The 12,331-nt window shown below is 68.6% G+C and carries 13 protein-coding genes and 1 pseudogene; 4 read left to right on the forward strand and 10 right to left on the reverse strand.

Features of this window, described 5'->3' with window-relative positions; all coding sequences use genetic code 11:
* Positions 1–16: 16 nt before the first annotated feature.
* Positions 17–769 carry a hypothetical protein gene (locus M0G41_RS12110; protein ID WP_248209566.1) on the forward strand — a complete coding sequence of 251 codons (753 nt, stop codon included), beginning with the start codon at positions 17–19 and terminating at the stop codon, positions 767–769.
* On the opposite strand, the gene tatC is transcribed toward M0G41_RS12110, so the two are convergent.
* The 5 genes from tatC to M0G41_RS12135 form a co-directional block, all read right to left on the reverse strand.
* Complete coding sequence (gene tatC / locus M0G41_RS12115; RefSeq protein ID WP_248209568.1) at positions 739–1,485, reverse strand: twin-arginine translocase subunit TatC; 747 nt, start codon at positions 1,483–1,485, stop codon at positions 739–741. The genes M0G41_RS12110 and tatC overlap by 31 nt on opposite strands.
* The gene (tatB, locus tag M0G41_RS12120; protein ID WP_248209570.1) at positions 1,482–1,901 is read right to left on the reverse strand and encodes a Sec-independent protein translocase protein TatB; all 420 of its coding nucleotides are present in this window, start codon (positions 1,899–1,901) and stop codon (positions 1,482–1,484) included. The genes tatC and tatB overlap by 4 nt, the downstream gene beginning before the upstream one ends.
* A gap of 15 nt (positions 1,902–1,916) precedes the next feature.
* A complete protein-coding gene (gene tatA / locus M0G41_RS12125; protein WP_248209573.1) occupies positions 1,917–2,135 on the reverse strand; it encodes a Sec-independent protein translocase subunit TatA in 219 nt (72 codons plus the stop codon).
* 68 nt (positions 2,136–2,203) lie between these two features.
* Entirely contained in the window at positions 2,204–2,872 is a 669-nt protein-coding gene (locus M0G41_RS12130; protein ID WP_248209581.1) for a lipid-binding SYLF domain-containing protein, read from the reverse strand.
* 79 nt (positions 2,873–2,951) lie between these two features.
* A complete protein-coding gene (locus M0G41_RS12135; RefSeq protein WP_248209584.1) occupies positions 2,952–3,866 on the reverse strand; it encodes a DUF4394 domain-containing protein in 915 nt (304 codons plus the stop codon).
* Positions 3,867–4,000: 134 nt separating this feature from the next.
* Here M0G41_RS12135 and hemH point away from each other — a divergent pair, with 134 nt between their 5' ends.
* The gene (hemH, locus tag M0G41_RS12140; RefSeq protein WP_248209587.1) at positions 4,001–5,095 is read left to right on the forward strand and encodes a ferrochelatase; all 1,095 of its coding nucleotides are present in this window, start codon (positions 4,001–4,003) and stop codon (positions 5,093–5,095) included.
* Positions 5,092–5,940, forward strand: coding sequence for an alpha/beta fold hydrolase (locus M0G41_RS12145; RefSeq protein WP_248209590.1), 849 nt, complete (start codon positions 5,092–5,094; stop codon positions 5,938–5,940). The genes hemH and M0G41_RS12145 overlap by 4 nt, the downstream gene beginning before the upstream one ends.
* A 370-nt stretch (positions 5,941–6,310) precedes the next feature.
* Here M0G41_RS12145 and M0G41_RS12150 read toward each other — a convergent pair whose 3' ends face one another.
* The 4 genes from M0G41_RS12150 to ttcA all read right to left on the reverse strand — a co-directional run bounded on the left by M0G41_RS12150 (position 6,311) and on the right by ttcA (position 9,471).
* A complete protein-coding gene (locus tag M0G41_RS12150; RefSeq protein WP_248209593.1) occupies positions 6,311–7,069 on the reverse strand; it encodes a M48 family metallopeptidase in 759 nt (252 codons plus the stop codon).
* Positions 7,066–7,551, reverse strand: coding sequence for a nuclear transport factor 2 family protein (locus M0G41_RS12155; RefSeq protein ID WP_248209595.1), 486 nt, complete (start codon positions 7,549–7,551; stop codon positions 7,066–7,068). Before M0G41_RS12155 ends, M0G41_RS12150 begins: the two co-directional genes overlap by 4 nt.
* Before the next feature lie 78 nt (positions 7,552–7,629).
* Entirely contained in the window at positions 7,630–8,538 is a 909-nt protein-coding gene (locus M0G41_RS12160) for a recombination-associated protein RdgC (RefSeq protein WP_248209598.1), read from the reverse strand.
* A gap of 66 nt (positions 8,539–8,604) precedes the next feature.
* Positions 8,605–9,471, reverse strand: a complete 867-nt coding sequence (gene ttcA, locus M0G41_RS12165; RefSeq protein ID WP_248209600.1) for a tRNA 2-thiocytidine(32) synthetase TtcA — start codon at positions 9,469–9,471, stop codon at positions 8,605–8,607.
* Between the two features lie 99 nt (positions 9,472–9,570).
* On the opposite strand from ttcA, the gene M0G41_RS12170 reads away from it, so the two are divergent.
* Positions 9,571–9,777, forward strand: a complete 207-nt coding sequence (locus M0G41_RS12170) for a YdcH family protein (RefSeq protein ID WP_248209602.1) — start codon at positions 9,571–9,573, stop codon at positions 9,775–9,777.
* Positions 9,778–9,784: 7 nt separating this feature from the next.
* Here M0G41_RS12170 and plsB read toward each other — a convergent pair.
* Positions 9,785–12,328 (reverse strand): annotated as a pseudogene (plsB, locus tag M0G41_RS12175) (glycerol-3-phosphate 1-O-acyltransferase PlsB); the annotation flags it as partial.
* Positions 12,329–12,331: the final 3 nt, after the last annotated feature.

Raw genomic sequence — 12,331 nt, forward strand, 5'->3', positions numbered from 1 at the left:
ATCCACGCCGCTTCGCATGTCGGCAGAGAAGACCGTCATCCCACCGGCAGCAAGACCCGGTCCTACCCGCTGGTGCTACGACAGCCGGCTTGGACTGACCCTGTCCGAGGCTGCGAGAGGCTGGTTCGAGCTGTCCGAGTACCGAGCCGAACAGTGGAAGCAGTGCCTTCTGCCGCGCCTTGCCGCCGCGGACCGCACACGCTTGATCGACGCCTTGCTGCGCGGCCTGGATGGCGAGCCGATCGACGTCCAGGTGGCGACCCAGGACAGCTCCATTCCCCGGATCGTGCGCTGGATCGCCGACGGCAGCAGTGATCTCGTTCGCCTCGAAGGCATGCTGCTGGACGTCAGCCGCGATGCCCGGGAGATCGACGCGCTGATGGAACTGGCCGGCCTGCAGCGCAGCTTCATCGACGCCCTGCCCTGGCCAGCCTGCGCCTATGACGAAAGCGGAGACGTGCTGCTGGCCAACCGGCTGTGGCGACGCTGCGCCGACTGCACGATCGGCATCGGTCAGACCGAGATTCCCCTGCCGGCACTGCCGGAATGGATCTGCCGTCACCGCGGCGACTTCGATGTCGGCGCCACCGGCGAACGCCACCTATCGGTCCTGCTGCGCAGCAGCGAGGGTAGCGAGCAGCCCGCGCGCATCCATCGCACAGCACTCCGCCAGGGCGGCATGCCGCTCAACGTGCTCAGCCTTGAGTCCCGCCCGGTGCCGGGCGCGGAGCCCGGAGATCAGGACGAGGCGGTCTCGCGGGGGCGCTGACCCAGCCAGCGCGCGGCGATCAGCCCGCACTCGTAGAGCAGGCACATCGGGATGGCCAGCAGCAATTGGGAGACGACGTCGGGCGGGGTCAGCACGGCGGCGATGACGAACGCGCCGACGATCACGTACGGCCGCGCTTCGCGCAGCTGCGCATCATCGACCCAGCCCAGCGTGCGCAGGATGACCACCGCCACCGGCACCTCGAAACAGAAGCCGAAGGCGAGAAAGATGACCAGGACGAAGTCGAGGTAGCGGTTGATGTCGGTCATCATCGCCACGCCCTCCGGCGTCATCGCCGACAGGAAGCCGAAGACGGTCGGCAGGACGAAGAACCAGGCGAAGGCGCAGCCCGAGTAGAACAGCAGCGACGCGGAATAGAGCAGTGGCCGGGCCAGGCGCTGCTCGTGCTGGTACAGGCCGGGAGCCACGAATGCCCACAGCTGGTAAAGCACGATCGGCATCGACACCATCACGGCGACGACGAAGGTCAGCTTCAGTGGTGCGAAGAACGGGCTCGCCACGTCGATCGCGATCAGCTGCCCGCCTTCCGGCAGCACGGCAAGCAGCGGCTCGGCGATCTGCCGATACAGCCATTGGGCGAAGGGCAGCAAGGCAAGGAACACCAGCATCACCGCCACCACGGCGCGCAGCAGGCGCGAACGCAATTCCACCAGATGGCTGATGAAGCTGTCCTCGCGCTGATCTTCGGCACTCATGCGGCGGGCGATCCGGGCTTGTTCGATATGGAGTCGGCGGCGACGGCTTCGGTGCCGGCCGGTTCAGCGCTCGCCTGGACTGACTCTTCTGCCGGCGCATCCAGCCGGCGCAAGGCCTCCCCGGATTGACGCAGCTCCTCACTGGCCGCGGCCCCGGCCGCCGCCAGCTCGCGACCTCCATCGCTCAGCGCCTTGCGCGCATCGGCCAATTCGGCCCGGGTCGCTGCCAATGAACGCTTGAGCTCCTCGTCCGCGAACTCGCGCTCCAGCTCGGCACGCATCGAATACCAGGAGGCACGCGCCTTGCGCATCCAGAGCCCCACGGTGCGGGCAGCCTTGGGCAGCCGCTCGGGTCCCAGCACCAGCAGGGCCACGGTCCCGATCAGGAGCAGCTCGAAGAATCCGATGTCGAACACGGGGCGGCGCCCTGCTTACTTGCTGGCGGACTTCTGCTGGTCGGCTGACTTGGCTTCGGTGGAGGAGGACTCGAGTTTGCCCTGCTGCTCGTCCTGGCCTTCGTTCAGACCCTTCTTGAAACTGCGGATCGCGGCGCCGAGATCACCGCCCGCGTTGCGCAGCTTCTTGGTCCCGAACAGCAGCACGATCACGAGAAGGACGACGATCCAGTGCCAGATGCTGAAAGTACCCATGGAGAACAGGTTCCTGCTTTAGAGTCGACCATCATACGCTCCGGCGCATGACCGGCACGTGGCGGAAGTCAGCGTGCCGAGTGTTCCTCGAGCCGGTCGCGGAAGTCGATGATCGGCGCCGGGGCACCGTCGATCCGCCCTTCGAAGATCGCCCGGGGGGTGGTGTTGCGACCATAGACGGCCTGGTTGGCGCGGTGATCGATGGCGATCACCGCCCCGTCGAGGGCGACGCCAGCGAACAGGCCCCGGGCGCGCGAGTAGGAATAGATCTCCGCCTTGAGCTGACCGTCGGTCGAAGCGTTGGCGGTGCGGCCGACCGGACCCGCCGCCACCGAGGCGTCCGCGCCCAGGGTGAACTTGCCATTGACGATCGAGTCGACGCCGCGCTGCGAGGAGAACACCAGGACCACGTCGGTGGCCTGCACGCCGGCCTGGAAGCCGACGCTGGCGCCGGTCAGCTTGAGGTAGCTGGGATTGCTCCAGGTGCCATCCGAGGTCTTGATCGAGATCAGCCCCTTGCCGGCTCGCCCGCCGACCACGAAGCCGGCCTTGACCACGTTGGGGATCACGGCAATGGCGTGCGCATCGCGCAGCAGACGCCCGGGAATCGCCTGGTCCGGCGCGCGCATGATCTCGTCGATGACGGTCACCGCGTCACGAGCGCGGTCATCCTCCCTCTCGCCCGCGAACAGCGGCAGCGAAACGAGGCACAGCAGCAGGACGGAAATCGGCTTCATGGGATTCCTTGGAGCAATGCGCGTGGAGACTGGCGCGAAGTGTCGCGCAGCCGCGGTGAACACCGGCTAAGGCAGGCTGTCAGTCGCGCCGGGCGAGGCCGCGGACGCCGAGCAGACCAGTCAGGGCGGCCAGCAGGCCGAGCAGCAACGGACCCGGCCCCGGGACCTCGGTGGGCGCGTTGGTGAAGCTCGCCCCACCCCCGCCACCGCCGGTGGTGCAGGCCGGCGGCGTGGCGATCGCGAGGCCCTTGATGCCGACGTCCAGATTGATGTTCGACACCAGCGTCGCAGCGCCGGTATCGAGGTTGATCCGGACGACCCGCGTCGGCCGCGCGGAATCGCGCGGGTCGAGCGTGGCCCAGAGCACGCCATTGGCGTCGAAGTCGAGTCCGACGTTCTCGATCGGGCCGCCGACACCCAGCGCCCCGACGCGGACCGTCTCGCCGGTCTCGGGATTGATCCGGAACAGGGAGGCTCCATCACCCACCGACACCCCGTAGAGGGTGCTTTCGCGGCCAGCAAGACCGGACAACGAGGCACCGGTGCTGCCCACACGGCGCACGCCGCCGTTCAGGCGACTGACTTCCCAGAGCTCCTGGGTGGTCTCGCTGGACAGCCAGAGACGGCCGTCGCAGGTGGCGGCCAGGCCGTAGTCAAGCTGGCCGTCGGGGCCGGCGCCGGCCAGCCCGCTGAGCGGACCCACCAGGGTGCCCTGTCCGGTGGACACGTTGATCCTGATCAGGAAATCGGTGGCCGTGCCGCCGCTGTCGCGGGTGAAGTCCACTGCGCCGTACAGCTCGTTGAGCCCGACGAATGCCAACCCTTCGATATCGTTGAAGCCGACCGGCCCCACACGAGTATGCGTCCCCGTCGCCAGGTCAACCCGGTACAGGTCACGGAAACCCACCCCGTAGGCAACGGGGTCGGCCATGGCAGCCAGCGGTAGACAGGCAGCGGCTGCCAGCAGCAGCCGGGGCATGCACAGGGGACGCATCGTGTCGTCCTTCGAATAGTATGGTTATCGTCACTGCGCCTTTTCGGCGCTGTAGCGGAGAATAGCAGCCGGGGGAAGGTGCTGCAAAGCACCGACGCCCTAGGGAATTTCGCCAGGACCGGCAGGAAAAGACGATGCGATACCAGGGATTGGAAGGCTACCGCCATAGCGAGGGAGAGCGCACCGGCGTCCTGCTCGTCAACCTCGGCACTCCGGACGCGCCGGAGCCCGCCGCGCTACGCAGCTATCTGGCCGAGTTCCTCTCCGACCCACGGGTCATCGAGGTGCCGCGGGCGATCTGGCTGCCGATCCTGTACGGCGTGATCCTGCCCTTCCGTTCGCGCCGCTCGGCACATGCCTATGCGCAGGTCTGGTCCGAGCGCGGCTCACCCCTACGCTGGCACAGCGAAGACCTCACCGCCGCACTGCAGCAGCAGCTTGATGCCGCACAGCCCGGCATCGAGGTGCGTCTGGCCATGCGCTACGGTCAGCCATCGATCCGCTCGGTCCTCGACGACTGGATTCGCAGCGGCCTGCGCCGGCTGCTGGTCATTCCCCTCTACCCGCAGTATTCGGCGACCACTACGGCCACCGTCTTCGACGAGGTGAGCCGCTGCCTGGCACGCTGGCGCTGGCCGCCCGAGCTGCGCTGGATCAATGACTACTTCAACGAGCCGGGCTGGGCGGCGGCCGTGGCCGGGCGCATCCGCGAGCACTGGAAAACCCACGGGCGCGGCGACCGGCTGCTCATGTCCTTCCACGGCATCCCGAGTCGCTATCTGCGCGGCGGCGACCCCTACCACTGCCAGTGCCACGCCTCGGCACGACTGATTGCCGCAGAGCTGGAGCTGACCGCCGACGAGTGGCAACTGAGCTTTCAGTCGCGGGTCGGTCGAGAGCCCTGGCTGCAGCCCTACACCGACCACACCGTGGAGCAGCTCGGCCGCGAGGGGATCGGCCGGGTCGATGTGGTCTGCCCGGGCTTCGCGGTGGACTGCCTGGAGACGCTCGAGGAGATCGCCATGCAGAACGCCGAGGCCTTCAAGGCAGCCGGCGGCGGTGAGCTGCGCTACATCCCGGCGCTCAATTCCGAACCATCGCATGCCGGGGTGCTGGCCCGGCTCGCGCTGCGCCACCTGGCTGGCTGGGTCGGCGAGAGCGCTCCCGCGCCCACCGACCCTGCGGCACGCAAGGCAAGGTTCGAGGCCTATCGGGGACCACAGCGGTGACCCGCGCGTGGCGCGGCAGCGGCCGCGTCGAGCTGGCCGGGCTGTGCTTCAACGCCGGCGCGCCGCACCGCGCCCTGGCCCTGCACGGCTGGTTGGACAACGCGATGAGCTTTGCCGCGCTGGCCGCCGAACTGCCGGAATGGGAGATTCTGGCCCTGGACTTCGCCGGGCACGGTGAATCCGGGCATCTGCCCGAGGGCGGCTGGTACCACTTCATCGACTACCTTGACGATGTCGCTGTAGCGCTCGACGGACGCCGGATCGACCTGCTGATCGGACATTCGCTGGGCGGAGCGGTCGCCACTGCATGGGCCGCGGCGCGGCCCGAGAGCGTGCCGCGGCTGGCCCTGATCGAGGCACTTGGCCCCTTGGCCGGGGATCCGGACGGCGCAGTGCGCGCCCTCCGCCAGGGACTCGACGAGCGACGCGGCATCACCGGCAAGCAGCTGAGGCAATTCAGCGATCCGGGACAGGCGGTTGCTGCGCGGCTCGGAGCCAACCGCATGGCCGAACCGAGCGCCCGCGCCCTGGTCTCCCGCGGCCTGCGCGCCGCCGGCGACGGCTGGATCTGGGCCAGCGACCCGCGCCTGACCGTTCTGACCCCGTGGCGCCTGCCCGAGACGGTGATCCAGCAGTGGGTCGCAGCAGTCGAGGCCCCCACCCTGCTGATCGCGGCCGAGGAAGCACCGCCATACTTCCAGCCCGCCGTTCGCGAAGCCCGTCTCGCCCTGCTCCGCGATGCCCGGCTACGCGTGCTGCCTGGTCATCATCACCTGCACATGGACAGCCCGCGACCGGTCGCGCAGGCGATCCTGGAATTCATGGCCCCGCGGCCCAACGACTGAACCTGCTGTTTCCGGGCTGCTCCGTCGACCCGGAGGTCCCGTCCACGCGGAACCGTGCGGCCGGTGAACGGCCCATCCGGGCGCAGAGAAGACATTCATAGGGTGCGGCTGGCCGCACCGTGCGTACCGTCCGAACGCCCGTATCGGTGCGCCAAGGCACACCCTATGGGGCTTCGCCGACGCCCAACGAAGCCCGACTGTGGGAGCGCCCTTGGGCGCGACCACGGCGTATCGGATTCACCGCAGACCGAGGCCAGAGCGCGTCTCCGCGGTCGCGCCCAAGGGCACTCCCACAGAAGACGCGGGCGTACGAGGGACCGAGGCGAATGCGCACTTCGCCCCCTGATCTGCCCTTCCCCGCGACGCCCGGTCAGCCGGCGAGCAGCTGGTTCAACCGCGCCTTGAGCGCGAGCCCGTCCTGGCGCAGTCGGGTGCGGACGCGTCGCCAGCCCGGGTATCGCTGGCTCACCTCGTGCCAGAACGCGGGCGAATGGTTCGGAACGATCAGGTGGCAGATCTCGTGAACCAGCACGTAGTCGAAACATGCAGGCTCCGCCAGCACCAGGGACAGGTCCAGCGACACCTCGCCGCCGGGCGCCAGCGAGCCCCACAGGCTGGACATCGGGCGCAGACGGAAGCGGGTCGGTGGCCGGGGAATGCCCGGCAGCAGCGCAGGCAGCAGCGCGCCGATGCGCGCCCTGCCCTCCGCCTCGAGGAAATCGCGCAGCATCGCGGCCAGTCGCTCGCCGGTGGAACGCGAGGTATAGGAGAAAACCAGCTGTTCGCCGTCCTGGCGAAGCCGGCAGCAGCGCCCCTCCTCCCAGACCAGCGGCAGCTCGACGCCCCACAACGGCAGTCGGTCCAGCGCATCGGGCGCGAGGCGGAGCGGCGGTGGATCAACGCCCAGATCGCGCCGCTGGCGTTGCAGCCATTCGGCGTGCGCCTCGAGGAAGGCCCAGGCGCTGCGCTCGCTCGCTCGCGGCGGCAATGTCAGCCGGATACCGCGCTCGTTGATCGAGAGCTTCAGCCGCCGGGCGCGCGCATCACGCACCCAGCGCACCGCGAGCGATTGGCCATCGGCCAGGGGCAGCGGTCGCCAATCGGCGCCGGGCCCGGCGCGCTCCCTCATCCGCTGGCCCGGAAACGCTGCAGGTTGCGCGCCGCCTGCTGGCGCACCTTGCCGCGCAGCAGCGGTGTCCAGCCGAGCAGCCAGCCCGGCGCGCCGAGCGCCTGGCGCGACCAGCGCCAGAACGAGAAGCTGTCATGGTGGTGCTGGATGCGCCCGCCGTCGAACACGAAGCAGGCATCGATCACGTTGTGCACCATGCGCCCGGTGGCGCTGAAGCGGTAGTGCGGCTCCCAGTGCGCGCTGCCGTGAAAGTCGTCGGCCTCGATGGCCGAGAACTCCAGCCGCCACGCATCGCGGCCCTTGTCCTTCACCGCCTCGCAGAGCATCGTCCACATGGCGGCGATCTCACCGGCCCCGTGCAGGCTGAATACCGGATCCTCGAAGCTGGCGTCCTCGGTGTAGCAGGCGGCCATGGCCGGCGCGTCGAGGTCGCGGAAGGCGGTGTAGAAGCGCTCGAGCAGGATGGCGTTCGGATGTGGCATGACGGATCCCCCGGCAACGCCCGGACTTTAGCAGCGCTGTCCCCCCGGCGCGATGCAGGCGCCGGGGGCGGCCGCCGATCAGTCGACGCGGCTGAGCTTGAGCGCCCCCTCGAGGACGGCGAAGAGCCGGCGCAGCTCGCCGACCATCAGTGCGTAGCGGGCATCCAGCTCGGCTCGCTGGGAGTCGCGCTCGGTGTTCTCCAGCGTCTCGACCGCGCCGTCCAGGAACTTCAGCTTGCGCACCACCAGGTCGTCGCCGAGCACGAAGCTCAGGTGGTCGTCGAGCACCAGGGACAGCCGCGAGCACTGCTTGCCGGCTTCGAGATGGTTGGTGATCTCTTCGGCACCGAGTTCCTGACGCTGCGCCTTGACCACCGCGCCGCGATCAACCGGATCGCGCAACTCGCACTCGTCGCCGAGCACCAGGCCGTCGGGCAGCGCCTCGCCGGCGAGCCAACCGGTGAGGACGCTGCGCGGGGCGATCTCGGCATTGACCGGCACCGCGGGGAAACTGCCCATGGCCTCGCGCAGCTCGGTGAGCAGGCCTTCCGCCGTCTTCCGGCTGGACGTGTCGACCGCCACCAGGCCGTGCTCAAGGTCGATATGGCACCCGGTGCGCACCGGGCGAACGAAGGCGCGCGGCAGGAGCTCGTGGAGGATCTCCTCCTTCAGCCGCTTGCGTGCCCGGCCGCCCAGCTTGCGACCCTCGGCCTCCTCGATCTCCGCCGCCTTGCGGGCGACGAACTCGTTGACCACCGCCGAGGGCAGGATCTTGTCCTCGCCGCCAAGGGTCAGCCACAGACCGTCGTTGATGCGGTGGCTGAGCGCCTCTTCGTCGCGCCCGAACGGCGAGACGAAGCCGCGAGAGGACAGCTCGAGCGGGCCCACCGGCTTCAGCCGGTTGTTATCCAGCGAGTCATCGATCGACTCGAACTCGTTGCGCAGCGAGGCGGGGAAACGGAACAGGGTCAGGTTGCGAAAGAACATCGGTACTCCGTGGCAGGCGCGGTGGACGGCGCGGGGAGGAAGGCCGCGACGGACGCGCGGCGAGGATCAAGCGCTGACTGCAACTTCGGCGATCTCACCGCCGAGCCAGGCATGCGCGTCGGGCAGGGGCGAGGCGTCGGAGCGGCCCAGCGAGAGGAAGTCGAACAGCCTCGGGTCGGCCAGCTGCGAAGGCCGGACGTCGCCCATGGCGCGGGCCAGGGTCTCGATCCGTCCCGGTGATTCCCTTTCCCATGCATCCAGCATGCGCTTGACCTGCTTGCGCTGCAGGTTCTCCTGCGAGCCGCACAGGGTGCAGGGAATGATCGGGAAGCCTCGCGCCTCCGCATAGCGTGAGATGTCGTCCTCGCGTACGTAGGCCAGAGGACGGATCACCACGTGGCGGCCGTCGTCCGAGAGCAGCTTGGGCGGCATGCCGGCCAGCTTGGCGTGGAAGAACAGGTTGAGGAAGAAGGTTGCCACCAGGTCGTCCCGATGGTGGCCCAGGGCGATCTTGGTATAGCCCTGCTCCGCGGCGTGCGCGTACAGCGCGCCGCGCCGCAGGCGCGAGCACAGCGAGCACATCGTCTTGCCCTCGGGCACGACGCGCTTGACCACCGAATAGGTGTCCTGCTCGATGATCTCGAAGTCGGCCCCGATCGAGCGCAGGTAGTCGGGCAGGACGTGCTCGGGGAAGCCGGGCTGCTTCTGGTCGAGGTTCACCGCGGTCAGCGAGAAGCGCACCGGCGCCTTCTTCTGCAGCTGCAGCAGAACATCCAGCAGGGTGTAGCTGTCCTTGCCCCCGGACAGGCAGACCATGACCCGGTCGCCCTCCTCGATCATGCCGAAATCGGCGATCGCCTGGCCCACCTGATGGCGCAACCGCTTCTGCAGCTTGTTGGTTTCGTACTCCTGCTTGCGGCGCGGCGCGGACATGGCGGATCGGGGGCGAATCGGCGGGGCGGCGATTGTACCCCGCCCTTCGCGCCGGCACCGGTCGCCGGTTATCCTTGGCCGGTCCTGCCGGAACTGCGCATGGAAACCCTCGATTCGTCCGCCATTGCCCGCCGCCTCGCCGAGCTCAAGGTCGAGCACCGCGACCTTGACGCCGCCATCGCGCGCCTTGCCGACCTGCCGGTCAACGACGAGCTTCAGCTCAAGCGGCTGAAGAAGCGCAAACTGATGCTGAAGGACTGCATCGCGCGCCTGCAGAGCAAGCTGATCCCCGACCTCGACGCCTGAGCGTCACTCAGGCCTCGACCTGCGCGGCCGCCGACTTGGCCGTCTCCGGGGTGATCTTCATGATCGAGTGGCGCAGCTCGCGCGAGAGGATGATCTTGGCGTCCTTGGCCCAGCTGTCCAGGCGCTCGTCGTAGTCCAGCTTGCCCGACTCGGCGGTCCAGACGATGCCCAGTTCGCGCAGCTTGCCGATGAAGCCGCGGAACAGGGCGCGGTCGAAGAACTCCGGCGCGGCCTGCGAATACAGCAGGGACAGGCGCTGCGCCGTCAGGTGGCAGAGCGTCTCCAGTTCGCCGGCAGACACCGTGCGCGGGCCGTTCTTCACCAGCACCGAGATCGCGATGTAGTAGCGCTCGAACGCCTGCTGCAGACCGTGCGCGATCACCCTCAGCTGGAACACCTCGTCGGTCTGCCCGGGGCTGCGCTGGAGGAAACCGGTGTCCTCGTCAAAGCTGAACAGCCCGCGCTGGACGAACAGGTCGATGACCTTCTGGATCCGCTCGCCGAACTGCTCCTCGGTCCAGGGCAGGAACAGCTCATTCTGGATGAAGGGGAACAGCAGCTTGCCGAGGCGGATCACGCCAGTGCGGCTCATTCGGCGGTTGTTCTGGAAGCAGCAGGCCACCCAGGAGGCCGCAGCAAACAGGTGGACCACGTTGTTGCGGTAGTAGCTGAGCAGCACGCCCTGCTCTTCGGTCAGCCGCAGCACGTCGCCGAGTGGGTGGCCGATGCGCTCCAGCACGCCGACCTGTTCGCCGTGGGCGACCACTTCCTGCGCACTCATCGCGGTCACGGTGACCCGGTCGGAGAACGGGATGTGCACGAGGATCGCGCGGTAGAGCTCGATCTGCGCCACCAGGTCGGCTTCCGACATCGCGTGCTTGGGCGTCGAGAGCATGGCCAACGCGATCAGATTGATCGGATTGACGTCGGCGGCGCGGTTGATGTGGGTCTGGATCTTCCACGACAGCTCGTCGACCGCCGCGTTCAGCCAGGCGGGCTTCTCGGAGGGATTGGCCAGCGCGGTCTGCCAGTCCGGCGCGACCCGGTCGAGCACGTCCTGCAAGGCGATCGGCTCGCCGAAATTGACCACCACCTTGCCATAGTGATGACGCAGCACGCCGAAGGCGGCGCGAACCAGGCCGACGAGAGATTCCTTCTCCTTGGCGCCGCCCGACAGCTCGGCCAGGTAGCTCTTGCCCTCCATCAGCTTCTCGTAGCCGATGTAGACCGGCTGGAAGACGACCGGACGGCGGCTCTGGCGGAGGAAGGCGCGCAGGGTCATCGCCAGCATGCCCGCCTTGGGCGCGAGCAGGCGGCCGGTGCGCGAGCGTCCGCCCTCGATGAAGTACTCGATCGACACGCCGCGGCCGATCAGGGTCGCCACGTACTCGCTGAAGACCGCCGAGTACAGCGGATTGGACTTGAAGCTGCGGCGCAGGAAGAAGGCGCCGCCGCGGCGCAGGATCGAGCCCACAACCGGCAGGTTGAGGTTGACCCCGGCGGCGATGTGCGGCGGCACGATGCCGTTGCGGTAGAGCAGGTAGCTCAGCAGCAGGTAGTCGATATGGCTGCGGTGGCAGGGTACGTAGATGACTTCGTTGCCCGGTGCGACCTGCTTGAGCGTATCCAGGTGGTGCACGGTCACGCCGTCGTAGAGCTTGTTCCAGAACCAGGTCAGCAGGAAGCTCAGCGAGCGGACCACCGTATGCGAGTAGTCGGCGGCGACCTCCATCGCATAGCTGCGCGCGCGGTTGTAGGCGGTGCCGTACTGGGCGCCCTCGCGGCGGGCGTGATCGGCAATCGCCTGGCGCACCGGCTCGGAGTCGAGCACGCCGTCGACCAGGGTTCGCCGGTGCGAGAGGTCGGGGCCGATCACCGCGGCGCGGATGCGGCGCAGGTGGGCGCGGAGCACACGCGAGAGCTTGCGGACCGCGCGCTCCTGATCGAGGTCGTCGGTCAGCGCCTGGCGCAGGGAGATCGGCGGCGAGAACTGGACCAGGGTGTTGCGGCCGTTGAGCACCACGGCCAGGAAGCGGCGGAAGCGGCCGACCAGGGTCCAGTTCTCGGCGAACAGCACACGGAACCAGCCCTCGCTGCGATCCGGCGCGCGGCCTACGAAAATCGACACCGGGACAACCTGCACGTCGAGGGTCTCGCTGCCGCGCACCGCGGTCACCAGCCGCGCCAGTCCCTCGCTGTGGGTGCGCGAGCGTGGGCGGCGGAACAGGAAGCCCTGGCGGCGCGACAGGCCGACCATCGCGCGGTCCTTCTCCAGCAGGTCACCACCGACCATGCCCACCAAGGGCGATGGCAGGCCGGCCTCGCGGCAGGCCTGCTCGAGGATCAGCGAACTGGACAGGCCATAGCGGTCGACCACGTAACAGACCGGGCGCGCAGGGTCGATGCCCAGCGTCTCCGGCGAGGCCGGCTCGAGGCGGATCTGCAGCCACGGCTCGGCCAGCTTGCCGAGCCAGCGGAAGGCCATGGGAACGCGGGCCTGCGCGGCGCGTGCCAGGGACATCATAGGAAATGCGGACCGGCCGGGAGGGACCCG

This window comes from Pseudomarimonas salicorniae (assembly GCF_023156535.1).
GTDB lineage: Bacteria > Pseudomonadota > Gammaproteobacteria > Xanthomonadales > Xanthomonadaceae > Pseudomarimonas > Pseudomarimonas salicorniae.

What these genes read in the sequence shown, in the direction of transcription:
- M0G41_RS12110 (WP_248209566.1), top strand. Translation starts at nt 17, where the DNA reads ATGTCGGCAGAGAAGACCGTCATCCCACCGGCAGCAAGACCCGGTCCT.
- tatC (WP_248209568.1), bottom strand. Translation starts at nt 1,485, where the DNA reads ATGAGTGCCGAAGATCAGCGCGAGGACAGCTTCATCAGCCATCTGGTG.
- tatA (WP_248209573.1), bottom strand. Translation starts at nt 2,135, where the DNA reads ATGGGTACTTTCAGCATCTGGCACTGGATCGTCGTCCTTCTCGTGATC.
- M0G41_RS12130 (WP_248209581.1), bottom strand. Translation starts at nt 2,872, where the DNA reads ATGAAGCCGATTTCCGTCCTGCTGCTGTGCCTCGTTTCGCTGCCGCTG.
- M0G41_RS12135 (WP_248209584.1), bottom strand. Translation starts at nt 3,866, where the DNA reads ATGCGTCCCCTGTGCATGCCCCGGCTGCTGCTGGCAGCCGCTGCCTGT.
- hemH (WP_248209587.1), top strand. Translation starts at nt 4,001, where the DNA reads ATGCGATACCAGGGATTGGAAGGCTACCGCCATAGCGAGGGAGAGCGC.
- M0G41_RS12150 (WP_248209593.1), bottom strand. Translation starts at nt 7,069, where the DNA reads ATGAGGGAGCGCGCCGGGCCCGGCGCCGATTGGCGACCGCTGCCCCTG.
- M0G41_RS12155 (WP_248209595.1), bottom strand. Translation starts at nt 7,551, where the DNA reads ATGCCACATCCGAACGCCATCCTGCTCGAGCGCTTCTACACCGCCTTC.
- M0G41_RS12160 (WP_248209598.1), bottom strand. Translation starts at nt 8,538, where the DNA reads ATGTTCTTTCGCAACCTGACCCTGTTCCGTTTCCCCGCCTCGCTGCGC.
- ttcA (WP_248209600.1), bottom strand. Translation starts at nt 9,471, where the DNA reads ATGTCCGCGCCGCGCCGCAAGCAGGAGTACGAAACCAACAAGCTGCAG.
- M0G41_RS12170 (WP_248209602.1), top strand. Translation starts at nt 9,571, where the DNA reads ATGGAAACCCTCGATTCGTCCGCCATTGCCCGCCGCCTCGCCGAGCTC.